Origin of the sequence: Sporosarcina obsidiansis (genome assembly GCF_009651005.1) — a bacterium.
Lineage (GTDB): Bacteria > Bacillota > Bacilli > Bacillales_A > Planococcaceae > Sporosarcina > Sporosarcina obsidiansis.
Genome location: NZ_WHVW01000008.1, coordinates 14,545 through 38,932, shown reverse-complemented (window position 1 = coordinate 38,932; position 24,388 = coordinate 14,545). Strand labels below are relative to the sequence as shown.

Sequence of the window (24,388 nt, the reverse complement as noted above, 5' to 3'; positions counted from 1 at the left end):
TTTCAGAATCGTTTTGTGTATAATGATTAAGTTTATAAGAGTTCCTATATTATAAGTGAGACTACGTCAACGTAGGGAGGAATAGAATTGACAAATCAACCGATTATCCGTTTTGAAAATGTTACAAAACGTTATAGCGAATCTACGACTGTACTAGATCGCGTTTCATTTGAGATGGAACGAGGGAAATTCTATACATTGCTTGGCCCATCAGGTTGTGGAAAAACAACGATTTTGCGTTTAATCGCTGGATTTACAGAAGCAACAGAAGGTTCTATCTTTTTTAATGGGAAGAAGATTAATTCAGTTCCGGCAAATGAGAGACAAGTAAACACGGTATTTCAAGATTACGCATTGTTTCCTCATTTAAACGTCTATGAAAATGTGGCGTTTGGATTGCGTATAAAAAAAGTGAAGAAGAATGAGATTGACCGTAGAGTGAAAGAAGCTCTAAAGTTTGTCAATTTAGCAGGATACGAAACGCGTGAAATTACAGAAATGTCAGGTGGACAGCGTCAGCGAGTTGCGATTGCACGGGCGATTATTAATGATCCAGAAGTCATTTTATTGGATGAGCCATTATCTGCATTGGACTTAAAACTACGATCAGAAATGCAATATGAATTGCGGGAGTTGCAACAACGACTAGGGAAGACATTTGTCTTTGTAACGCATGACCAAGAGGAAGCACTGGCGATGTCGGATGAGATTTTTGTCATGAATAATGGCGAAATTCAGCAGTCCGGTACACCGATCGATATATACGATGAACCGATTAACCGCTTTGTGGCAGATTTTATCGGTGAATCAAATATCGTTACAGGAAGAATTATTGAAGATTATTTGGTGGAGTTTGCGGGCAAACAATTTCAGTGCGTGGATGGTGGATTTTATCCGAACGAGAAAGTGGATATTGTCATTCGTCCTGAAGATTTGGAAATGACAACAATTGAAAAAGGGAAGTTAAGTGTGACAGTAGATACGCAATTGTTCCGAGGTGTCCACTATGAACTTTCTACTTATGATACAGATGGCAATGAGTGGTTAGTACATTCCACCAAGCCAGCAGACGTCGGTATGATGATTGGCTTAGATTTCGCGCCAGCTGATATTCATGTTATGCGTTTAAATGAATCGGAAGAAGATTTTGATGCACGTCTGGAGTCGTTTGGAGTGGCGGAAGATGAAGAATAACCCGTTCCGTTTAATTTATGCCGTGCCGTATGCTGTATGGATGTTGCTATTTGTGTTAGCCCCTATTTTAGTCGTTGTTTATTACTCGTTTTTCGATTTATCGGGGAATTTAACGTTAGGCAATTATCGTAACTTCTTCAGTTCTGTTTATTTCAAGTTAACGATGAGTTCTTTTTGGTATGCGTTTTTGATTACGTTTTTTTCTTTAGTGATTTCGTATCCGACAGCTTATTTCCTTACAAAAACGAAGCATAAGCAATTGTGGTTACTCCTAATCATCATTCCCTCTTGGATCAATCTGTTATTGAAGACGTATGCATTCATTGGCTTAATGGGACTTTATGGACCGATCAATGCATTTTTAGAAACAATAGGGATTGGTAATCAACAAATTTTATTTACAGATTTCAGTTTTGTATTTGTATCTGTCTATATATTCATTCCATTCATGATTTTGCCTATCTTCAACTCGCTAGATAAAATTAATCCTGCATTACTGGATGCTTCAAAGGATTTAGGGGCGAATAGCTGGATGACATTTAAACGGGTCATTTGGCCAATGACGATAGATGGCGTGAAATCAGGTGTCCAAGTCGTTTTCATACCTGCACTTTCATTATTTATGATTACAAGACTAATCGCAGGTAATAAAGTAATTACGCTCGGAACAGCAATTGAGCAACAATTTTTGGTAACGCAAAACTGGGGAATGGGGTCAACGATTGCTGTCTTCCTTATTATTTTCATGTTTTTAATTATGGTCCTGACGTCAGGAAAAGAGAGGGGGGCCCCTACGAATGGGAAAGTTAAGTAGTTTGCCGAGAATTTATTTGGCGGTCGTCTTTTTGATTTTATATACCCCTATTTTTTATCTTATTTATTATTCATTTAATTCAGGAGGGGGGATGTCTGATTTTGAATCCTTTACATGGGAACATTATCAAGCAGTGTTTCAGGATACCCGCCTTTTGATCATTGTTATGAACACGATTATTATCGCATTGTTGTCAGCATTGTTATCTACAGCAATTGGTGTCATCGGTGCACTTGCCATTTATTTCATGAGAAACAAATCAATGCGGCAGGCCGTTTTATCATTGAATAATATTTTGATTGTCAGTCCAGATGTTATCATCGGTGCTTCGTTTCTCATTTTGTTTACGTTAATTGGAGTCAAATTAGGATTTGCATCTGTCTTAATTTCGCATATTGCGTTTAGTATTCCCATCGTCGTCATCATGGTGCTGCCGAAGCTACAGGAGATGAGTACGTCGTTAGTAGATGCCGCACTTGATTTGGGGGCTTCACGAAAAGATGTCTTAACCCGAGTTGTGCTTCCGTACATCAAACCGGGAATTTTTGCGGGATTCTTTTTAGCGTTGACGTATTCATTGGACGACTTTGCTGTTACCTTTTTTGTGACAGGGAATGGTTTCTCTACGCTGTCTGTCGAAATCTACTCAATGGCACGAACGGGAATTACATTGACCATTAATGCATTGTCTGGTTTGATCTTCGTCATCACAATGATACTGGTACTTGGTTATTATGCAATCGGCAATAGAACGAAGTCACCCATTCAGGGGGTGAAGAGATGAAGGGAATCATCAGCGGTGCGGCAGCTATTTTAATCGTTTCTTTTATCTTGTTGTTTGCCAATTATCAACTGGAAAATAGGCAAGGTCATGTAGGGAAAGATACGATTACGGTGTATAACTGGGGAGAATATATTGATCCTGATCTGTTGAAGCAATTCGAAGAACAGGAAGGAATAAAAGTGATTTATGAAACGTTTGATTCGAACGAAGGGATGATGGGGAAAATAGAGCAGGGCGGTACGTCTTATGATATTTCGATCCCATCTGAATATGCGGTTCAAATGATGGAGGAAAGAAACTTGCTGTTGCCTTTAGATTTCAGTAAGATTCCGAACTTCCGAAATATCGATCCATATTTTACGGATCTTCCGTTCGATCCAAATAATAAATATTCGATTCCTTATTTTTGGGGGACCGTAGGAATTGCCTACAACCCAACACTGTTAGATGGACAGACATTTGAAAGCTGGGAAAGTTTATGGGATGCATCATTGCGTCAGAAGTTGATTTTAGTTGATAGTGCAAGGGAGGTGCTCGGTGTTTCGCTTAATTCTCTCGGCTATTCACTCAATTCTACTAGTTTGCAGGAACTAAAAGAAGCAACTGACAAGCTTGAAACCATGGGACCTAATGTGAAAGCGGTGATCGGGGATGAAGTTACGCAATTGATGATCAATAATGAAGCGTCGGTAGCTCTTACTTGGTCGGGACAGGCGGCAGATATGATTTCGGAGAATGAAGAAATTGATTACATCGTCCCGAAAGAAGGGTCCAACTTATGGTTTGATAATATTGTCATTCCTAAAACAGCTGCGAATATAGAAGGAGCCTATAAATTTATCAACTTCATGTTGGACCCTGAAATCGCCGCGCAAAATGCGGAGTATGTCGGATATTCAACACCAAATGTCGCAGCGCTTTCATTTATGGACGAAGAGATTATCAAGGATGAGAGATTCTACCCAGATGAAGAGGCTAGGGAACATTTAGAAGTGTATGAAAATTTAGGATTAGAAACACTTGGGGTGTATAATGAGTTATTCCTGAAATTCAAAATGGGATTACGATAGGACTTATATGTCATGTGAGGAGCAATGATATGAAAAAGGAATTTGTGGTCATTGGGTTAGGTCGGTTCGGGGGAAGTATTGTTAGGGAATTGATCGATCTAGAAGCGAATGTGATGGCGATTGATAAATCGCAAGAACGAGTGGATGAGTTTGCGAACATCGCTACGCAGGCGGTAGCAGTGGATACAACGGATGAAGCAGCATTGAGATCATTAGGTATCCGGAATTTTGAGCATGTTGTAATAGCAATTGGCGAAAATATTCAAGCAAGTATTTTAACTACATTAATTCTTAAAGAGATAGGTGTTCCTCGAATCACTGTTAAGGCCCAGAATGATTATCATGAAAAAGTGCTGCGTAAAATTGGAGCAGATCAGGTGGTCCATCCTGAACGAGATATGGGGAAGCGGATTGCGAATAATTTGGTCTCCAACAATATTTTAGATTACTTAGAGCTATCTGATGAATATTCAATAGTAGAAATTCAAGCGAATAATCATATTGCTGGTTCGTCGCTCATTGATTTGGATATTCGTGCGAAATACGGCGTCAACATTGTAGCGATCAAAAGAGGCTCGCATATATTAGTTTCTCCGCAAGCGATTGAGCAAATTGAAATTAATGACGTCCTAATTGTCATCGGTTCTGATTTGGATATTCATCGCTTTGAACGGAAAGCGTTACATTGATAGATAACAAGTAAAAAAGCAAGTGCAAAATTGCACTTGCTTTTTTCTATTCCGATTATAGTTCCATAATGACAGGAAGGATCATCGGCTTACGTTTTGTTTTTTCATAAAGATACGGTACGAGTGTATCGATAATCTCGCTTTTCAATTGATTGACTGAATCAGGCTTTGCGGCCAATTTTCGCTGTAATGTTTTTGATAGCATGTACTGCGCTTCATTAATCATTGCGCCTGATTCACGCATATAAACGAACCCGCGTGAAATTAAATCGGGACCAGAAACGATACGGTTCTTTTTCGTATCAATTGTAGCGACGACGATTACTAAGCCGTCTTCCGATAAGATACGACGATCACGCAAAACTACATTACCGATATCGCCGATGCCGCTACCGTCAATATAAACATCTCCTGAAGGTACGCGACCTGCGATTCTAGCTGTCTGATCAGTAAGTGCTAGCACTTCACCGTTAGACATGATAAAGATATTTTCACGCTCTACATCACAGTCTACAGCCAGTTCTGAGTGCATGTTCATCATTCGATATTCACCGTGGATCGGCATGAAGAATTTTGGTTTGATCAGACGTAACATCAACTTTTGTTCTTCTTGAGAGCCGTGACCGGATGTATGGATGTTATTCAAGGGGCCGTGAATTACTTCAGCACCTGCGCGAAACAGAGAATTTATCGTTTTATTTACACTTAGTGTGTTTCCAGGAATTGGAGAAGAAGAAAAGATGACCGTATCACCTGGTTGAATTTGTACTTGTCTATGCGTGCCGTTTGCTATTCGTGACAATGCCGCCATAGGCTCTCCTTGGCTTCCTGTACATAAAATCATAACTTCATTTGCAGGAAGGCGATTGAGGGATTGTGAATCCACGAACAAATCTTTCGGTGCGTCGATATAACCGAGCTCACGTCCTATTGTAATCGCATTGTCCATGCTACGTCCGAAAACAGCGATTTTCCGGTTGAAGTTTTGCGCTGCTTCGATCACTTGTTGTAGACGGTGAATATTGGAAGCGAATGTAGCGAAAATGATACGTCCTTCGACTACGCGGAAAATATCGTTTAGGCTTTCACCAACTTTTCGTTCGGACATCGTAAAGTTTGGCACTTCTGCATTTGTGCTGTCCGATAATAGACAAAGTACTCCTTCGCTACCGATTTTCGCCATCTTATGCAAGTTAGCTGGTTCCCCAACAGGCGTGAAATCGAACTTGAAGTCTCCTGTATGCACAATGTTCCCTGAGGGTGTTTTAATAACTACACCATATGCATCCGGAATACTGTGAGTTGTTCTGAAAAAAGACACCGCAGTTTTACGGAATTTGATAAAATCATCTTCTTCGATCTCATGAAGCTTGGTAGTACGTAGTAAACCGTGCTCTTCTAGTTTATTACGCAGTAAACCAATCGCAAGCTTTCCGCCGTAGACAGGTACATTGACTTTGCGTAATAGATAAGGAATACCGCCAATGTGATCCTCGTGTCCATGAGTGATAAAAAGTCCTTTGATTTTGTCGACATTGCGTTCAAGATATGTGTAATCTGGAATTACATAATCAATGCCCAACAAGTCATCTTCAGGAAATTTAATCCCGGCATCAATGATGATGATCTCGTCTTGAAATTGTACACAATACGTATTTTTACCGATTTCACCTAGTCCGCCTAGGGCGAAAACGGCCGTTTCATTATTTTTAATAGATTTCATAGATTAGACCTGCTCAACCTGGAAGTCTTGCGAGGCTTGTTCATACTCTAAATGTTCGCCTTCCAGCTTTTGAATAAATTCAATCATAATTTGACGGTCTCGCAATTGGTCGCGAACTGCCTTTTCTGTTTCTGCTTCTACGTACAGACTTTTTGTGTTTTCGCGGACTGGAACTTGGTGTACGTTTTCATGGTAATAAACTTTGTAGATCATAGTGAACTCTCCTTTTTTACGTTCGTAATCAATTACGCCTCGGCTGAACTATGTCCAGATTTTTTCAAGCATGCATGAAAAAATCTGGAACATTTGCCGGAGGCTTTATCTGGATTCAGCTAGGGTTTTAAACTCCCATAGAATGGAGGAGTCATTGCGTTATCTCCACTTCTTATAGAAGTAAGGGTCTTCTGCCGAATGCAAATAAAACATATTCTCCATAATAGCATGCAATTTCTTTAAAATAAAGAAAAGCCCACCAATTACTTGGCAGGCGTAAAAGTCTAAGCGATTGTCTTTTTACCGAGCAGGCCATTCAGTCGTCTAAGTAATTTGCGTTTCAGACGTTTGTACATGGCTACATCACTCCTTGACAAAACTGTATCACGTTTTGGTCGTTCTGTCAAGTTTTTTTGCTTTACTCTCTGTCGAAGGGGATAGCTCCAGGGATATCTTTGTATGGAGCATTCTCATCGATGTGATCGTAAAACATTATGCCATTCAGATGATCAAGCTCATGCTGGAATGCGATAGCGGGTAATCCTTTTAAACGTTTTTTTATTTCTTTGCCATCTTTATCAAACGCTTTAATGGTGATTTTTGAATAACGAGGCACATATCCTGGAACTTCACGGTCTACGGATAGACAGCCTTCTCCTGTTGTAATATACGTTTTTTCTACGGAATGACTAATAATTTTCGGATTAATCGCAATGAAATGGGTTAGTGCGTTTTCGTCATCAGGTATATGAAGAGCGAATACTCTTTTGGAAGCATTCACTTGAGGTGCTGCTAGACCGATTCCTGAACGTAAGTTATATTTTTCACATAGCTCTTCATCTTGACTATTCATTATATATTCTAGTAGGTCATCACATAGTTGACGATCCTCATTGCTTAAAGGGAAGGTCAACTCGGTTGCTTTTTTACGCAGGGTAGGATGTCCCTCACGAATAATGTCTTTCATTAAAATCATTTCTATTCTTCCTTTCGGATATGGTTGTTACTAGTATAAACGAACCTGAAACACGGTGAAAGAGAAATGTATATTCTGCTTAGGAGGTTTTTTTATTGAGGAAATTTTTTATTGCTGCAACGATGATAATACTACTATTAGGTGCCTGTTCTAAAGATCTAACGCTAGAACAACAACTAATTGACACGATAGCAAGTATGAATGAAAAAGAGAAACAAGGGATAAACTACGTGGGGAAGCTAAATCAACAGGAACAAAAGGAACAGGAATTATTCGTCGGCACTATGGAGTTAACGCAAGAACAGTATTCTCAAGTAAAAAAACAAGTCGCTGCTTTGAAGAAATCAGCGAGAGAACGAATGGTTATCGTACAAAAAGAAGAAGAAGCCCTGGATGAAACGAGGAAAACAGCGGATGATATAGCTGTGTTGATTGACACGGTGGACCAGGAGAAAAAGAAGGCGTTAGAAAAATTTGATCAAGCATTGACTGAGCGGTTCAATAAACATGAGCAATTGATTTTGGAGTACAAAAAACTAATCGATGCTCAAACGCAGCTATACACTTTATTAGAAGATCGTACAGTACGTGACAGTCAGTTACAAAAGCAAGTAAAGGAAGTCAACCACTTAACTTCTGTAGTTCAGGAGACGATTGAACAGTTCAATGATGAAACGATGGAAGTCAATCGATTAAAGTCACGGATATTGGCAAGTTTAGAGGAAGTGAAATAAGGAAAGAGAAAAGTAGAGATGATCGTGTCTCTGCTTTTTTTGAGAGTGTTAATTGCTTACAAAATTGTCTTTGAAGATAGTGGGATTTTTAAAACTGTACCAATACAGAATTGATATTGTGTTAGTACACTGTGTTTTTTAAAAAATCTTATAACGACAAAGAACTCTTTAAATTCAATGATTGACCAGGCGCTCAGTTTTGAGTATACTAACAAATAGGTTCAGTTGTATTAATTTTATTCGAAAACAATATAATACAGATATAAAGGAGAGATCAAGATATGGTCGCTAAAAAAGGAAATCAGTATGATCCAGTGAAAGCGCTTCAACTGATCGAAAGCCAATTTGAAATGGTGCAAATTCTTAATGAAGAAGGAAAAATCGTGGATAAGGACCTCGATCCTAAACTTCCAGATGAAGAGTTAGTGGAATTAATGACGCGAATGGTCTATACAAGGATTTTAGATCAACGTTCCATTTCTTTAAATAGACAAGGAAGACTAGGTTTTTATGCGCCAACGGCCGGTCAAGAAGCATCTCAACTAGCTTCTCAGTATGTGCTTGAAAAAGATGACTTTATTCTTCCTGGCTACCGTGACGTACCGCAATTGCTATTCCATGGCTGGCCTTTAGATATGGCATTCTTATGGTCAAGAGGCCATTACGAAGGAAGCATCATTCCAGAAGGCTTGAATATATTCCCACCTCAAATTATTATTGGTGCTCAATATATTCAGGCTGCAGGTGTAGGGCTTGGGTTTAAGAAGAAAGGCCAGAAATCAGTAGTTATCACATATACAGGTGATGGTGGTACTTCTCAAGGAGACTTCTATGAAGGTTTAAATTTTGCCGGAGCTTACAAAGTGCCTGCGATATTTGTTATTCAAAATAACCAATATGCAATTTCTACTCATCGCGACGTACAATCTGCAGCGAAAACATTAGCGCAAAAAGGTGTGGCTGCAGGAGTGCCAAGCGTCCTCGTTGATGGAATGGATCCTTTGGCGGTATATGTAGCGACTCGTGATGCGAGAGAGCGTGCAATCAATGGAGATGGACCGACATTAATAGAAACAATGTGTTACCGCTACGGTCCGCATACGATGGCAGGGGACGACCCGACTCGCTATCGTACAGCAGATATTGATAATGAATGGGAGAAGCGCGATCCAATCGTTCGTTTCAGAACATATCTAGAGAATAAAGGTATTTGGTCAAAAGATCAGGAAGAAAAAGTAATTGAGCGCGCGAAAGAAGAAATCAAAGATGCGATTAAAAAAGCAGATGCTGCACCTAAACAAAAAGCTAGTGATTTCATGAAGATCATGTATAAAGGTGATTTACCATTTAACTTACAAGAACAATTGGATGCTTATGTAGGAAAGGAGTCGAACTGACCAATGGCACAGATGACAATGATTCAAGCAATTACAGATGCGCTTCGCACAGAATTAAAAGCAGATGAAAATGTTCTGCTATTCGGAGAAGATGTAGGCGCAAACGGAGGTGTCTTCCGTGCAACGGAAGGTCTTCATAAAGAATTTGGAGAAGATCGCGTATTTGATACTCCGTTGGCAGAATCTGGGATTGGTGGTCTGGCGATCGGACTCGCATTAACTGGCTTCCGTCCAGTAATGGAAATTCAGTTCTTTGGATTTCTATTTGAAGTAATGGATTCTGTGAGCGGTCAACTAGCTCGAATGAGTTTTAGAACAGGCGGCCGTTTTAATGCACCGGTTACGATTCGTGCTCCGTTTGGCGGCGGTGTTGCAACTCCGGAAATGCACGCAGACAGTCTAGAAGGACTTGTAGCGGCACAGCCAGGCTTAACGGTTGTTATTCCATCGACTCCTTATGATGCAAAAGGACTTTTAATTTCTGCGATTAAGGATGATAATCCAGTTATTTTCTTAGAGCATATGAAATTATATCGTTCATTTAGACAAGAAGTGCCTGAAGAGGAATATACAATTCCATTGGGTAAAGCAGATGTCAAACGTGAAGGTACAGATTTGACGATCATCGCATACGGCGCAATGGTTCAAGAGAGTCTAAAAGCCGCGGAAGCGTTGGAAAAAGAAGAGTATTCTGTTGAAGTAATTGATTTGCGAACAATTCAACCTCTTGATATTGAGACAATTGTGGCATCTGTAGAAAAAACAAATCGCGTGATTGTCGTTCAGGAAGCCCAACGTCAAGCAGGTATTGCTGCAAATGTAGTGGCAGAAATTACTGAACGAGCGATCTTGAGTTTAGAAGCACCTGTATTGCGTGTGACTGCGCCAGATACTATTTATCCGTTTGCAGCAGGTGAAAATTCATGGCTTCCGAATGCTAAAGATATTGCAGCGAAAGCAAGAGAAGTATTGACATTTTAATGAATCCAGCGTTAGCCTTCATTTTTTGAATAGAGGGTATGCGCTGGTTAATCTAGAAAGGGTGAATTACGTGACCTATGAATTTCGTTTACCAGATATTGGAGAAGGTATACATGAAGGAGAGATCGTGAAGTGGTTTGTGAAACCAGGCGACACGATCCAGGAAGATGATACGTTGCTAGAAGTGCAAAATGATAAAGCAGTAGTAGAAATCCCATCTCCTGTTTCAGGTACGGTGGAAGAAATTTACGTGAATGAAGGAACCGTAGCGGTCGTTGGTGATAAATTGGTACGATTTGACGCGCCAGATCACGATATTCCTGATCATGAAGATGATGAAAGTGGCGAAAATTCATCAGAAGAAGCTAGCGCCGACAAATCACATGCACAAGTGGAAGAAGCACTTGGAGGAGCACCGGCCAAGAAGCCATCCGAAGCGTCGGAAGATAAGTCGGTTGTTGATTCCAAAGAAACTTCACCTGAACACGCTGATGAACAGCGCAGAGTGATTGCGATGCCTTCTGTTCGGAAGTATGCAAGAGAGCAAAATGTCGCGATTGCAAAAGTTGCAGGCACAGGTAAAAACGGACGAATCCTAAAAGAAGACATAGACTCATTCAAAGCTGGAGGACAGCAGCCAGCAAGTACGGCATCTTCTGAAGTAGAAGAAACTACAGAAACAGCGACAGAAACTGTTGCGGAGAAACAACAGCCAGTTCTTGAAGGTGAATTCCCTGAGACACGCGAAAAATTGTCACCTATGCGTAAAGCAATCTCTAAAGCGATGTCTAATTCTAAACATACAGCGGCACATGTCACATTGTTAGATGAAGTTGATGTGACGGCGTTAGTTGAACATCGTAAAGAATTCAAAGCAATCGCAGCGGAGAGAGACATTAAACTTACGTACTTACCATACGTTGTCAAAGCTCTTGTCGCGACATTACGTGAATTCCCACAATTAAATACATCGCTCGACGACGCAACGGAAGAATTGATACAAAAGCATTATTACAATATTGGGATTGCAGCAGATACGGACCGAGGTCTTATGGTACCGGTCGTCAAGAATGCAGATCGTAAATCTATGTTCGCCATTTCAAATGAAGTTAATGAACTTGCAGAAAAAGCTCGTTCTGGTAAAATTCAGGCTTCCGAAATGAAAGGTGCTTCCTGTACGATTACGAATATCGGTTCGGCAGGCGGACAATGGTTTACACCGATTATCAACCATCCAGAAGTCGCTATTTTAGGTGTGGGAAGAATTTCTGAAAAACCTGTAGTAAAAAATGGTGAAATTATAGTGGCACCTATGTTAGCATTGTCTTTAGTGTTCGATCACCGAGTAATTGATGGCGTAACGGGACAATTAGCGTTAAACTATCTTAAGGAATTACTTGGGAACCCATCACTTTTATTAATGGAGGCGTAAAGCACATGGTAGTAGGAGATTTTCCAATTGAAGTAGATACGCTCGTAGTCGGTTCTGGCCCCGGAGGATACGTGGCAGCAATTCGCGCAGCGCAACTTGGACAGAAAGTAACAATCGTAGAAAAAGACACAATCGGTGGCGTTTGCTTAAACGTAGGATGTATTCCATCCAAAGCGCTTATTTCTGTAGGTCATCGTTTTGCGGCAGCGAAAGACTCTGAAGCTATGGGGATTACTACGGAATCTGTCAAACTTGATTTTTCGAAAGCACAGAAGTTTAAAAATAGTGTGGTTTCTAAATTGACAGGCGGCGTGGAAGGACTTTTAAAAGGCAATAAAGTAGATACTGTATATGGGGAAGCATACTTTGTAGATGCGAATACCGTACGTGTTATGACAGAAAAATCTGCACAAACATATAAATTTAACAATGTAATCATTGCTACAGGCGCACGTCCTGTAGAAATTCCATCTTTCAAATTCACTGACCGTGTACTTAGTTCAACAGGCGCGTTGAATTTGAAAGAATTGCCTAAGAAACTTGTTGTAATCGGTGGCGGATATATCGGAACAGAGCTAGGTTCTTCGTATGCAAATCTTGGTTCAGAAGTGACGATTATTGAAGGTGCAGATGACATTCTTGCTGGTTTCGAAAAGCAAATGACTCAAATCGTTAAAAAAGGCCTAAAGAAAAAAGGTGTAGAAGTAGTTGTCAAAGCATCTGCTAAAGGCGTGGAAGAAACAAAAGACGGTGTGATTGTAACGTATGAAGCAAAAGGTGAAGAAGTAAAAGTAGAAGCTGATTATGTATTGGTAACAGTCGGTCGCCGTCCGAACACAGATGAAATCGGTCTAGAAGGACTAGGCTTAAACATGACAGATCGCGGATTGATCGAAGTGGACAAACAATGCCGTACGAACATTCCAAATGTGTATGCGATCGGTGATGTTGTACCGGGACCACAGCTTGCACATAAAGCATCCTATGAAGCGAAAGTTGCTGCTGAAGCAATCGCTGGAGAAAAATCTGAAGTAGATTACTTGGCAATTCCTGCTGTCTGCTTCACAGATCCAGAACTTGCAACAGTAGGATTGAATGAACAACAAGCAAAAGATGAAGGTTATGACGTAGTGAGCGGTAAGTTCCCGTTTGCAGCGAATGGCCGTGCACTTTCATTGGATGCAACAGATGGCTTCGTGAAGTTAGTTGCTCGCAAGGAAGATGGCTTGCTTCTAGGAGCGCAAATCGTTGGTGAAAATGCTTCCGATATGATTGCAGAAATGGGACTAGCTATTGAAGCTGGAATGACTCTTGAAGATGTGTCCATGACTATTCATGCACATCCTACATTAGGTGAAATTTCCATGGAAGCAGCTGAAGTTGCACTTGGCAAGCCGATCCATATGATCACGAAATAATACAGCTAGAAATTAGACAGCCCATGGGAATCTCTTTCTCATGGGTTGTTTTTAAATGGATTACATGAAAATGGAATAGAAGACAAGGAGAGAACTAGATGTCTGAATATCAATATCCTTTACGTGCAGATTGGTCCACGGAAGAAATCGTAGCCGTTATCGACTTTTTCACTAAAGTAGAGCAGGCCTACGAGTCATCTGTGGAGCGAGAAGAGTTTATGAGGTATTATCGATCATTCAAAAAAGTTGTGCCCTCTATGGCGGAGGAAAAGACATTGTGTAAAGAGTTTGAGGATAGCAGTGGATATGCTGCCTATCCGATTGTGAAATTAGCGAAAGAATGTAAAGCTGGAGTTCAGCTGAAGTTATAAAAAAGGAAAAACACAGTGACAGGAAAACTATCCTACCACTGTGTTTTGTTTTTTTATTTGCAAGATTATAGTAAGAATTAATCAAATGAATTGATCACGATATCATAGACAGGCAGAAGGTGAATGAGTGTATCTTCTGTAAAGCTGTAAAATTGCTCCTCCGTCATGTTTGCCGCTTGTTCTTTGGAAAGATGCCTACCGACAAGGAATTCAGCTTTCTTGACCGTCTGAAGACGCTCCAGCAGTTTTTCGAGTCTTTCTACTCCTACTTCGCTGATCAAATCAGCTTCTGGCTTCATATGATCCCCGGATACAATAAAATCTTCCGGCAAAGATGTCAGTACTTTTACATTTTTTTCTAACCTTTCCGCAATCCCTTTTTTATCAGGATTTTCATAAATAATTGCAAGTACGATGAATAAATGAGTGCCCCACAAGCCAATCTGAAAGTGAGGCAACGCTTTATATCCTCTTTTTGCAGGAGCGAATGCGACCCAGCTATCTTTTGGAGGATTCACTGTACGCCTTGCGTGTTTTGCAACATGAGGAAAGAATTCTCCTTTACCATGTGCTGAAAGGTGGTGTGAAAAATGATCTCCTAATTCTTTGAATTTTGGCTGGATCTTTTGCTGTAAAGCATTCATGCGATGATCTAAGCCTTCAATTGTAAAAACATCAAAATCTGTTGCTGACCAATAAAATTGAGTCAATGAAATTCTCCTCCAGTTTGTAATATCTACGTTTATCTTATCAATAAACGGGGAATAATTTAAAATAACAAGGCTTCTAACCACTTAAAGTCGGAATCTTCACATACCTATATTATAAGACGGTTAGACAAACCATTATTATTAAAAGGGGTGCTTACCTATGAAACAGGTTGTTCATTTCATTCGCAAAGAAGATGTGGAAAGAGAATATGTAAACACTTTAAATTTGGAACTTGATTACGAATTGGCCACTCTATATGATGCATTACAAGAAGAGGATACAAAACAAGTTGAGAAAAGTAAACAGCGGCTTGCTGAAATCCACAGTGAGTTGGAGACGTTAAATGTTTTCACAGCTTGAAGGTCAGGAGATAATAAGGCATCCCCATTTCCTTCAGAATTGAAGAAAATGTGACGGGATGCCTTTTTACTTAACCTACTGTAACCGTTTCCTCTTCTGTTCTTTCTGCTGTATGTTATACTAGCACTAGTCGGAATGGGGAGAGGTGGCAACATGAATCTTAGTGCAATCGATCGGTATGCAAAATCGTTAATCAAAGAGGCTGGCCACAAAATACGTGTGTCTTTTTTTAGTACAATAGACATCGATTCAAAGGCAGATGCCAATGACTTGGTTACAAATATTGACAAGGAAGTAGAGCGTTTCTTTGTTGATCGAGTAAAGCAAGATTTTCCGGAACATCATATTGTTTCGGAAGAAGGATTTGGGGATCGTGTGTCATCGTTGGATGGGGTTGTATGGTTTTTAGATCCAATCGATGGGACGATGAATTTTATTCATCAACGAAGGAATTTTGCGATTTCCTTGGGGATTTATGTAGACGGCGTGGGGATGCTGGGCTACATATACGATGTAATGCGAGATGACTTATACCACGCAGCGAAAGGTGAAGGAGCTTATTTCAATGATGAGCGACTTCCGCAACTTGAAATAACGCCTCTTGAAGAAGCGTTAATTGGGATAAATGCAAGTTGGGTAGCACCGAATAAAAAAGTGGAAAATGACAAGATCATTGAACTCGTAACACGTTGCAGAGGTACTCGCTCTTATGGATCTGCAGCGATCGAGTTAGCATATGTTTCGTCAGGTAGGATCGATGCATATATCTCTATGCGTTTAGCACCTTGGGATATAGCAGGAGGCATTGTCATCGCTCAAGAAGTAGGAGCGGTAGCCACGAACTTGCAAGGGAACAAACCTCATCTGCTAGGAACAGACACATTTATTGTGACTCGTCCCGGCTTGCATGAGGAGATTCTAACAAAATATATCCGACTAAAATAAAAAAGGGGCTGTTTGTTAAACCAGTTTGGTTTAATGTGCAGTCCCTTTAACTATATTTGTTTTATTTCTCGTACATTTTGTATGTTTATAAAGTGCCTGCTTCACGCATGCGCTTTTTAGTCTTAAATCCATTTCCCATAATAAGAATTAGAGCGACAATTGCAAATACAACGACGAAAATACTTCGCATGCCTATTCCAACACCGATTGCAGACATAGATAAAACGGCTGCAAGTGAATAAAGAACAAAAATCCACTTAATGTCTTTCAAAAAAATCCCTCCATATAAAATTAAATATTATTGAAATGAACTATCTTGTGCTATAATAACACAGTTGAACATCTGAAAAAAGATAAACGGAGTGAAAAAATGACAAACGAACGAGCAGATCTTAGAAATATAGCAATCATTGCCCACGTAGACCACGGAAAAACTACATTGGTAGATCAGTTGCTTAAACAATCAGGAATTTTCCGGTCAAACGAGCATGTGGAAGAACGGGCAATGGACTCAAATGAATTAGAACGTGAACGCGGAATTACGATATTAGCTAAAAACACAGCTATTGAATATAAAAACACAAAAATTAATATTTTAGACACACCTGGGCACGCGGACTTTGGTGGGGAAGTAGAAAGAATTTTGCGGATGGTGGATGGCGTCATCTTAGTTGTCGACTCATTTGAAGGTTGTATGCCACAAACACGTTTTGTTTTGAAGAAAGCATTAGAAACAAACCTTAAGCCAATCGTCGTAGTAAACAAAATTGACCGTGACTTTGCAAGACCTGAAGAAGTGGTAGATGAAGTGTTGGAATTATTTATTGAGTTGGATGCCAATGATGAACAATTGGAATTCCCTGTTGTTTATGCTTCAGGATTTAACGGTACAGCGAGTCTTTCTCCAGATCCAGCGACGCAAGAAGATACGTTGCGTGTTCTTTATGATTCCATTTTAGAGAATATCCCGGCACCTATCGATAATCGCGATGAGCCTTTGCAATTCCAAGTATCACTTTTAGATTACAATGACTATGTTGGGCGAATCGGGATCGGACGTATTTTCCGAGGTACTATGAAAGTCGGTGAACAGGTTTCCGTTTTGAAACGTGATGGATCTGTGAAGAATCTCCGCGTAACAAAATTATATGGATTCTTAGGTCTCAAGCGAGTTGAAGTAGAAGAAGCGTATGCGGGCGACCTCGTAGCTGTTTCTGGGATGGGTAATATTGACGTCGGTGAGACGGTATGTCCGACTGATCATCAAGAAGCTCTTCCGGAACTTCATGTTGATGAGCCTACACTTCAAATGAGATTCTTGGTCAACAACAGTCCGTTTGCAGGACGAGAAGGTAAATGGGTTACAGCTCGTAAGATTCAAGAACGTTTGGATCAGCAACTGGAGACAGACGTTTCTTTACGTGTTGATCAAACGGATTCACCAGACGAATGGATCGTTTCAGGACGTGGCGAGCTTCATTTGTCTATCCTTATCGAAAATATGCGCCGTGAAGGTTACGAACTGCAAGTATCTAAGCCACAAGTTATCATTCGTGAAATTGATGGAGTTCGTTCTGAGCCGTTTGAACGTGTTCAAATTGACGTGCCAGAAGAACATACAGGTTCCATCATCGAGTCGATTGGTGAACGAAAAGGTGAAATGATCGATATGATCAACAACGGAAATGGACAAGTTCGTCTGATTTTCCTAGTGCCTGCCCGTGGATTGATCGGGTATACAACAGAATTCCTTACATTAACACGCGGTTACGGAATTTTAAACCATACATTCGATTGCTATAAGCCAGTTACTTCAGGCAAAATTGGTGGCAGAAGACATGGCGTGCTTGTTTCAATGGAAAATGGAACGGTTACAGGCTATGGTGTGATGCAACTAGAAGATCGTGGTACAATGTTCGTAGAAACAGGTGCTGAAATCTATGCAGGTATGGTAGTGGGCGAAAGCAATCGTGACAGTGATTTGACGATCAACTTGACGAAAGTGAAACATGCGACGAATGTTCGTTCCGCTACAAAAGACCAAACTGTCACAACGAAAAAACCACGTATCATGTCCCTGGAAGAAGCACTCCAGTATATTGGAGATGACGAGTATTGTGAAGTGACGCCACAAACGATCCGTTTACGAAAGAAAATTCTAGACAAAAGTGAACGTGACCGTGCGAACAAAAGAAAAAAACTTGGCGAATAATATAGGTAGAAGGGAATGTATGGAATGAGAGTAGAGGATTCAGAGATGGTCTACAATCGGATGTCAGGAATCTCGCGCTTCATCTACGAAGTAGCGCCAAATTTCGACGCAGCCGGCTATATTCTGTTGGCCCTCATTTTCATCATGTCTGCTATTGTGTATAAGCTTGGATTTGCGAAAAAGATCAATTTTTGGCAGAATGTCGTGATCTATGTATTTTTATTTATCGGATGCTTAGTCTTGACGTTTTTAGCCTTCTTCCTCCCTATTGTGGAAGGATTGATCGTCGCTGCTGCCATTCTCATAATTTACCGTGTTCGACGATTGAATGAACATAAAAAAGACTCTGTTGTCCAATGACAATGGAGTCTTTTTTGCATCCTTATCTAAAAATCTTTTTCAGTAAGATGGGAACTTCGATAGAAAATAAAATTACCTGTTGCTTTCCTCGCTTCTGTCATCTCACTAATGCGCTGTTCACATATTGGGCACATATAGGTATGAATAGGCCGATTGCGCAGCTTTTTAGCAAGTGGTGTATCGTCTTCTAATTTACCAATCTGGTCGCATAGGACGCATTTGACGCGCATGCGTTCATCTCCTTCAGTCCACTTCGATCGCACGAACATGACGGATCGGAGAATCCTGGTTCGAGCCGTCTTTAAACAGTGCGTGTACAGGCCCATCTACCTTTAACGGTTTGCCATTTTCACTGAATTTAAAGAGAATGTTTTCTGCATCTGCAAGTGGATATGTGTATTTTTCCTCGTCTTTTGTTATGAGTGAAAATGTAGTTGCATCAGCTTTTGGTGTCGCATTTTTTATGAAAGGCTGCAAGATAATGCCGAAAGTGCCTGTCAACATTTTATCTTTTTCATATCTTTTTTCACTTTTTAATGTAGGTGGATATGTGGCGCCTTCCATAATTTCTCTTGACCAATGCTTGCCCATTTTTTCTTTGTATTCTTCCATTTCATCTCTTTCGACAAATTCCTCTGTAAAGAAAACTTCCAAATCTATACGACGATCGTCAAAAATCCAAACAGTTGGATCTAATGTGATCGCATGTTTCACATTTCCTGTAATGGGTATAATCGATTCCAAAATTCTTCCCCCTCATTCATATCAACTAATTTAAGTATACCTTTTCATTAGAGAAGTGAAAAGGATTTCAATTGAGTTAGCGATTTTTATCGGGTAATACTTGCAATTTTTAATTGCAAAAGATACAATTTAGTCATTAACACCTTGCGGGAATAATGAATAATGGGGGCGTCTCCATGGATATAGAAGTTCAAGATACTTACAAAGAAAAAGCAATGAAGCAGCTGCACGTAGATGCAGAGAAGATTGCTAAGTTGATAAAAGTTCAAATGGATAATTTAACTATGCCACAATGTCCGCTATATGAGGAAGTGCTTGACACACAAATGTACGGTTTATCTCGTGAAATCGATTTTGCTGTGAAACTCGGTCTTGTGGAGCAGGAAAAAGGCCGTGAAATTCTCTCGATGTTGGAAAAAGAGTTAAATATTCTGCATGAACTTTATACAAAAAAATAAATGAAAGACTCAAACTACTCAAACGGTTTGAGTTTTTTATTTAGGACGATGAGGTTACTAGTAAATGAAGACTTATATGAACCGAATTCTACGGAACTTTGATTATCCCTTATTTGCAGTCTACTTGATGCTATGTTTGTTTGGCTTAATTATGATTTATAGTGCCAGTATGGTATGGTCAGTAAATATTTATAATGATGAGCCTACACGGTTCTATCGGAAACAAATGATGAATCTGGCTATCGCTATTCCTGCTTTTTTTGCAGCATCTATTATTCCTTATAGGCATTATCGCAATAAAAATTTCTTATATGTAACAGTTGGAGTTATGTTTTTATTATTAATTTTAGTGAAATTTATCGGATTTGGTGAAAATGTTGGGGCGAAAAGTTGGATCACACTTCCCTTTAAATTAGGAAATCTCCAACCAACTGAAGTCGCTAAAATTGCGTTTATTATTTATTTCTCTGGTGTGTTTGCGAATAAGTATTATGCTGGTACGCTAAATGAAATTAAGACAACGATTTTTCCGACGTTTTCTATTTTGGTTGTATCCCTTTTCTTAGTTATATTGGAACCGGATATCGGTGCGACTATGATATTATTCCTAGTTGCAGTATCGGTAATTGGTGCTAGTGGCATGAATTTGAAAAATTATTTGAAAATTAGTGGTTTTTTTGCTGTATTAGGGGTTGCGTTGAGCCTCCTTTTATGGATAAAGTGGGAAGACGTCATGACACAATCTCGCGTCGGACGTTTTCTCGCATTCACAGATCCTTTTGAATATATGCAAGGATCAGGATTACAAATAGTCAACGGCTATATCGCTATTGGAGCCGGTGGATTGAAAGGGGTGGGGCTTGGAAACTCTATACAGAAACTAGGATATTTACCGGAACCTCACACAGACGTCATTATGGCCGTTATCTCCGAAGAAACTGGTTTGTTGGGAACAACTATCGTTCTAGGAGGTCTATTCTTTATCGTCATGAGAGCGTTTATTGTCGCCTTGCGCACTAAAGATGCACATGCCCGAATGTTAGCGGCTGGCGTCGGTAGTTTGATTGCGATTCAGACATTAGTAAACTTAGGGGGATTAACAGGTTTAATCCCGTTAACAGGTGTTACGTTGCCGTTTATTAGTTATGGTGGTACGTCTGTTGTCTTCTTATCAATTGCGTTGGGTGTACTTATGAATGTATCAATGTTTGTGAAGTATGAAAAAACGAAGTAGAGAGGATTGTGTTGTTGGTGGAGAAAAGAGAAATCAAGAAAGTTTTGGTCGCAAACCGCGGTGAAATTGCCATCCGTGTGTTTCGAGCATGTACAGAATTAGGAATTGCTACAGTAGGTATTTATTCAGCAGAAGATCGGGGATCTCTGCATAGATATAAATCTGATCAATCTTTTTTAGTCGGTGAAGGTAAGAAACCTATCGATGCATACTTGGATATCGAAGGAATCATTGCAATTGCCAAGCAAGCAAACGTGGATGCAATACATCCTGGATATGGATTTTTAGCTGAAAATGCTGAATTTGCAGCACGTTTAGAAGAAGAAGGCATTATTTTTATCGGGCCAACAGCTAAGCATTTGGAAATGTTCGGAGATAAAGTAAAGGCTAGAGAACAAGCGATTGCAGCAGAAATTCCTGTCATACCAGGAAGCGATGGTCCTGTAACATCGGTGGAAGAAGTGGCGGAATTTGGAGCGCAACATAAATATCCGATTATCATTAAGGCTTCGTTGGGTGGAGGCGGACGCGGAATGCGTATCGTAGAATCTGCAGATGAAGTACAAGAAGCGTTTAATCGTGCAAGATCAGAAGCGAAATCTGCATTTGGTTCTGATGAAGTGTATGTAGAAAAGTATATTAATCAGCCAAAACATATTGAAGTGCAAATACTTGGTGATACATATGGCAATACTGTCCATTTGTATGAGCGTGATTGTTCGATCCAGCGACGTCATCAGAAAGTAGTTGAGATTGCGCCTTCTATCTCTTTAACGGAAGAGCTAAGAGAAGCTATTTGTGAAGCTGCTGTCAAATTAGCGAAGAATGTGGAATATATAAATGCAGGAACCGTTGAGTTTTTAGTTGCGGATAACGAATTTTATTTCATCGAAGTGAATCCACGTATCCAAGTAGAGCATACGATTACTGAAATGATTACAGGAATTGATATTGTTCAGTCGCAAATTCATATTGCAGCCGGTGAAGAGCTTCAGTCCGATAAAGTAAATATACCGGAACAGAAAGATATTCCGTTGTTCGGTTATGCTATTCAGTCTCGTGTGACAACTGAAGATCCATTAAATGATTTTATGCCAGACACCGGTAAGTTGTCGGTTTATCGTTCAGGTGGAGGTTTCGGGGTCCGTTTAGATACAGGAAATGCGTTCCAAGGATCCATCATCAGTCCATACTATGATTCTTTACTAGTTAAAGTATCTACATGGGGTCCAACCTTTAGCAATGCTGCAGGTAAAATGCTCAGAAATTTGAAGGAATTCAGAATCAGAGGGATTAAAACGAATATTCCATTCTTAGAGAATGTAGTTTGTCATGAAGACTTCTTAACTGGTCAGTATAATACGAGTTTTATAGATGAAACTCCTGAATTATTCGAGTTCGCTAAAAGACAGGACAGAGGTACAAAAATTTTATCTTATTTAGGAAACGTTACAATTAATGGATTTCCTGGTATTGACGATCCGACACGGCCAGTTCTACACCCTGTGCGTATTCCAGAGATCGATCGACAGGCTCCGCTACCAAAAGGAACTAAACAAATCTTGGACGAGCAAGGTCCTGACGGGTTAGTCGATTGGATTCGCAAGCAAGATGATGTATTATTGACGGACACGACTTTCCGGGATGCACATCAGTCATTATTAGCTACACGCATGAGAACTTCCGAACTGACTCAGATTGCTACAGAAAGTGCACATCTCCTTCCAGATTTATTTTCATTTGAAATGTGGGGAGGAGCCACATTTGATGTCGCTTATCGATTCTTAAAGGAGAGTCCATGGGATCGACTCGAAAAACTGCGTGGACAAATTCCGAATGTGTTGTTCCAAATGCTCTTCAGAGGTGCAAATGCAGTTGGTTATACGAACTATCCTGATAATGTCATTCGTGAATTTATCAAAGAAGCAGCTTCCTCAGGTATTGATGTATTCAGAATCTTTGATAGCTTGAACTGGATCAAAGGAATGGAAGTAGCAATCGATCAAACTCGTGCTTCAGGTAAAATTGCAGAAGCCACGATTTGTTATACAGGTGATATATTGGATGATAATCGTGCCAAATATACCGTCAATTATTACAAAGAGATGGCGAAAGAGTTGGAAGCGGTCGGTGCTCACATGTTGGCAATCAAAGACATGGCAGGGTTGTTAAAACCGGAAGCGGCATATCGTTTAATTTCAGAATTAAAAGACTCCACTGAACTACCAATTCATTTGCATACGCATGACACGAGTGGTAATGGAATCTTCATGTATGCGAGAGCAATTGAAGCAGGTGTGGATATTGTTGATACGGCAATCGGTTCAATGGCGGGCATGACATCACAACCTTCTGCTAACTCGCTTGCTTATGCAATGCAAAACAACAAGCGGAAAGTCCGCGCAGAGACAGAATCGTTAGAAAAACTATCACATTATTGGGAAGACGTTAGAAAGTATTACAAGCCATTTGAGAGCGGTATGAACAGCCCACATTCAGAGATCTATGTTCACGAAATGCCGGGTGGACAGTATTCTAATTTACAACAGCAAGCGAAAGCAGTAGGGCTTGGTGAACGATGGGAAGAAGTAAAGAAGATGTATTCTCGTGTAAACTTCTTGTTTGGAGATATCGTCAAAGTAACTCCATCGTCAAAAGTTGTAGGGGATATGGCACTCTTCATGGTTCAAAACGATCTGAATGAACAGTCAGTCATATCTAGAGGCCAATCAATTGATTTTCCAGAATCGGTAATCGAGTTCTTTGAAGGATCAATTGGCCAACCATATGGTGGATTCCCGAAAGAATTGCAAGAAGTGATCTTAAAGGGTCGTGAAGCAATTACAGTTCGTCCAGGAGAGCTTTTAGAGCCTGTTGATTTTGATGACGTACTGAAAAAGCTGACAGAAAAAATGGAGAAACCGGCTACGATGCATGATGCGTTAGCCTATGTTCTTTATCCGAAAGTATTTGAAGAATATGTGGAAACGAAAAAGCAATTTGGTGATGTTTCCGTAATTAGCACCCCTCAATTTTTATATGGTCTCCGTCTAGGTGAAGAGGTTGAAATTGAGATTGAAGTAGGTAAGACGTTAATTGTTAAACTCGTATCAATTGGTGAGCCGCAACCGAACGGAACTCGTGTCCTTTACTTCGAGTTGAATGGTCAGCCGCGTGAAGTTGTGATTCAAGATTTCCAAATTGAGACAAAAGACGTGAAAAAACAAAAAGCAGATCCGACAAACGAATCCCATATTGCAGCAACAATGCCTGGAACGGTATTGCAAGTAGCCGTATCATTGGGTGCAAAAGTGAAACGCGGAGAACATTTGCTAATCACAGAAGCGATGAAAATGGAAACGACAATTCAAGCTCCATTTGATGGCATCGTGAAAGCGCTTTATGTTGGTCCAGGGGATTCTATCTCTACTGGAGATCTACTCATTGAAATAGAGCATTAATAAAAACTTCCTGCAGTCCAGTGTGGCTGTAGGAAGTTTTTGTGTGAATAGCTGAAAAAAACTCTAAATCGAAAACAGTTCTTCTCTGTATATTTTGAAAGGCAGAA

At 40.1% G+C, this 24,388-nt stretch carries 25 protein-coding genes; 18 read left to right on the top strand and 7 right to left on the bottom strand.

All coding sequences use genetic code 11. From position 1 onward, the window contains the following. The first annotated feature begins 87 nt into the window (after window positions 1-87). The 5 genes from GD002_RS08575 to GD002_RS08555 are packed head-to-tail and all read left to right on the top strand — an operon-like array spanning window position 88 to window position 4,551. Entirely contained in the window at window positions 88-1,194 is a 1,107-nt protein-coding gene (locus GD002_RS08575; RefSeq protein WP_153731949.1) for an ABC transporter ATP-binding protein, read from the top strand. Next, window positions 1,184-2,008: an ABC transporter permease gene (locus GD002_RS08570; RefSeq protein WP_153731948.1), complete on the top strand. Its 825-nt coding sequence runs from the start codon at window positions 1,184-1,186 to the stop codon at window positions 2,006-2,008. The genes GD002_RS08575 and GD002_RS08570 overlap by 11 nt, the downstream gene beginning before the upstream one ends. Beyond that, window positions 1,992-2,792: an ABC transporter permease gene (locus GD002_RS08565; RefSeq protein WP_153731947.1), complete on the top strand. Its 801-nt coding sequence runs from the start codon at window positions 1,992-1,994 to the stop codon at window positions 2,790-2,792. Before GD002_RS08570 ends, GD002_RS08565 begins: the two co-directional genes overlap by 17 nt. Then, complete coding sequence (locus GD002_RS08560; RefSeq protein ID WP_153731946.1) at window positions 2,789-3,862, top strand: ABC transporter substrate-binding protein; 1,074 nt, start codon at window positions 2,789-2,791, stop codon at window positions 3,860-3,862. Before GD002_RS08565 ends, GD002_RS08560 begins: the two co-directional genes overlap by 4 nt. A 29-nt stretch (window positions 3,863-3,891) precedes the next feature. After that, window positions 3,892-4,551, top strand: coding sequence for a potassium channel family protein (locus tag GD002_RS08555; protein ID WP_153731945.1), 660 nt, complete (start codon window positions 3,892-3,894; stop codon window positions 4,549-4,551). 55 nt (window positions 4,552-4,606) lie between these two features. Here the strand turns inward: GD002_RS08555 and rnjA are convergent, their stop codons facing one another. From rnjA to def, 3 genes are all read right to left on the bottom strand, one after another. Further along, on the bottom strand, window positions 4,607-6,274 hold the full coding sequence (rnjA, locus tag GD002_RS08550) for a ribonuclease J1 (RefSeq protein WP_153731944.1): 1,668 nt from the start codon (window positions 6,272-6,274) through the stop codon (window positions 4,607-4,609). Between the two features lie 3 nt (window positions 6,275-6,277). Beyond that, complete coding sequence (locus GD002_RS08545; RefSeq protein WP_153731943.1) at window positions 6,278-6,487, bottom strand: DNA-dependent RNA polymerase subunit epsilon; 210 nt, start codon at window positions 6,485-6,487, stop codon at window positions 6,278-6,280. Between the two features lie 418 nt (window positions 6,488-6,905). Beyond that, entirely contained in the window at window positions 6,906-7,463 is a 558-nt protein-coding gene (gene def / locus GD002_RS08540) for a peptide deformylase (protein ID WP_153731942.1), read from the bottom strand. Window positions 7,464-7,558: 95 nt separating this feature from the next. Here def and GD002_RS08535 point away from each other — a divergent pair, with 95 nt between their 5' ends. The 6 genes from GD002_RS08535 (at window position 7,559) to GD002_RS08510 (ending at window position 13,796) form a co-directional block, all read left to right on the top strand. Further along, a complete protein-coding gene (locus GD002_RS08535; RefSeq protein ID WP_153731941.1) occupies window positions 7,559-8,197 on the top strand; it encodes a YkyA family protein in 639 nt (212 codons plus the stop codon). 281 nt (window positions 8,198-8,478) lie between these two features. Beyond that, a complete protein-coding gene (pdhA, locus tag GD002_RS08530) occupies window positions 8,479-9,594 on the top strand; it encodes a pyruvate dehydrogenase (acetyl-transferring) E1 component subunit alpha (RefSeq protein WP_153731940.1) in 1,116 nt (371 codons plus the stop codon). 3 nt (window positions 9,595-9,597) lie between these two features. Next, window positions 9,598-10,575 carry an alpha-ketoacid dehydrogenase subunit beta gene (locus tag GD002_RS08525; RefSeq protein ID WP_153731939.1) on the top strand — a complete coding sequence of 326 codons (978 nt, stop codon included), beginning with the start codon at window positions 9,598-9,600 and terminating at the stop codon, window positions 10,573-10,575. Window positions 10,576-10,645: 70 nt separating this feature from the next. Further along, on the top strand, window positions 10,646-12,007 hold the full coding sequence (locus GD002_RS08520; protein WP_153731938.1) for a dihydrolipoamide acetyltransferase family protein: 1,362 nt from the start codon (window positions 10,646-10,648) through the stop codon (window positions 12,005-12,007). 5 nt (window positions 12,008-12,012) lie between these two features. Then, window positions 12,013-13,425 carry a dihydrolipoyl dehydrogenase gene (gene lpdA / locus GD002_RS08515; RefSeq protein ID WP_153731937.1) on the top strand — a complete coding sequence of 471 codons (1,413 nt, stop codon included), beginning with the start codon at window positions 12,013-12,015 and terminating at the stop codon, window positions 13,423-13,425. Between the two features lie 98 nt (window positions 13,426-13,523). Continuing rightward, a complete protein-coding gene (locus GD002_RS08510) occupies window positions 13,524-13,796 on the top strand; it encodes a UPF0223 family protein (protein WP_153731936.1) in 273 nt (90 codons plus the stop codon). Between the two features lie 77 nt (window positions 13,797-13,873). On the opposite strand, the gene GD002_RS08505 is transcribed toward GD002_RS08510, so the two are convergent. Further along, window positions 13,874-14,506, bottom strand: a complete 633-nt coding sequence (locus tag GD002_RS08505) for a YktB family protein (protein WP_153731935.1) — start codon at window positions 14,504-14,506, stop codon at window positions 13,874-13,876. Between the two features lie 160 nt (window positions 14,507-14,666). Here GD002_RS08505 and GD002_RS08500 point away from each other — a divergent pair, with 160 nt between their 5' ends. Next, window positions 14,667-14,867, top strand: coding sequence for a hypothetical protein (locus GD002_RS08500; RefSeq protein ID WP_153731934.1), 201 nt, complete (start codon window positions 14,667-14,669; stop codon window positions 14,865-14,867). Between the two features lie 153 nt (window positions 14,868-15,020). Further along, a complete protein-coding gene (locus GD002_RS08495; RefSeq protein WP_153731933.1) occupies window positions 15,021-15,812 on the top strand; it encodes an inositol monophosphatase family protein in 792 nt (263 codons plus the stop codon). Window positions 15,813-15,897: 85 nt separating this feature from the next. On the opposite strand, the gene GD002_RS08490 is transcribed toward GD002_RS08495, so the two are convergent. Further along, entirely contained in the window at window positions 15,898-16,083 is a 186-nt protein-coding gene (locus tag GD002_RS08490; RefSeq protein WP_153731932.1) for a YlaF family protein, read from the bottom strand. A 99-nt stretch (window positions 16,084-16,182) separates the two neighbouring features. Here GD002_RS08490 and typA point away from each other — a divergent pair, with 99 nt between their 5' ends. Both typA and GD002_RS08480 read left to right on the top strand, forming a co-directional pair. Beyond that, window positions 16,183-18,024 (top strand): translational GTPase TypA, encoded by a 1,842-nt coding sequence (gene typA / locus GD002_RS08485; RefSeq protein WP_153731931.1) that lies wholly within the window; start codon window positions 16,183-16,185, stop codon window positions 18,022-18,024. 24 nt (window positions 18,025-18,048) lie between these two features. Beyond that, complete coding sequence (locus GD002_RS08480; RefSeq protein WP_330583380.1) at window positions 18,049-18,384, top strand: YlaH-like family protein; 336 nt, start codon at window positions 18,049-18,051, stop codon at window positions 18,382-18,384. Window positions 18,385-18,410: 26 nt separating this feature from the next. On the opposite strand, the gene GD002_RS08475 is transcribed toward GD002_RS08480, so the two are convergent. Together GD002_RS08475 and GD002_RS08470 are read right to left on the bottom strand one after the other, a co-directional pair. Continuing rightward, window positions 18,411-18,614, bottom strand: a complete 204-nt coding sequence (locus GD002_RS08475; protein WP_153731929.1) for a YlaI family protein — start codon at window positions 18,612-18,614, stop codon at window positions 18,411-18,413. A gap of 13 nt (window positions 18,615-18,627) precedes the next feature. Beyond that, window positions 18,628-19,128: a peptidyl-prolyl cis-trans isomerase gene (locus GD002_RS08470; RefSeq protein ID WP_153731928.1), complete on the bottom strand. Its 501-nt coding sequence runs from the start codon at window positions 19,126-19,128 to the stop codon at window positions 18,628-18,630. 176 nt (window positions 19,129-19,304) lie between these two features. Between GD002_RS08470 and GD002_RS08465 the strand changes: the two genes are divergently transcribed. From GD002_RS08465 to pyc, 3 genes are all read left to right on the top strand, one after another. Further along, window positions 19,305-19,586 carry a YlaN family protein gene (locus GD002_RS08465; RefSeq protein ID WP_153731927.1) on the top strand — a complete coding sequence of 94 codons (282 nt, stop codon included), beginning with the start codon at window positions 19,305-19,307 and terminating at the stop codon, window positions 19,584-19,586. A 64-nt stretch (window positions 19,587-19,650) separates the two neighbouring features. Further along, complete coding sequence (locus GD002_RS08460; protein WP_153731926.1) at window positions 19,651-20,820, top strand: FtsW/RodA/SpoVE family cell cycle protein; 1,170 nt, start codon at window positions 19,651-19,653, stop codon at window positions 20,818-20,820. A gap of 14 nt (window positions 20,821-20,834) precedes the next feature. Continuing rightward, entirely contained in the window at window positions 20,835-24,281 is a 3,447-nt protein-coding gene (gene pyc, locus GD002_RS08455) for a pyruvate carboxylase (protein WP_153731925.1), read from the top strand. Window positions 24,282-24,388: the final 107 nt, after the last annotated feature.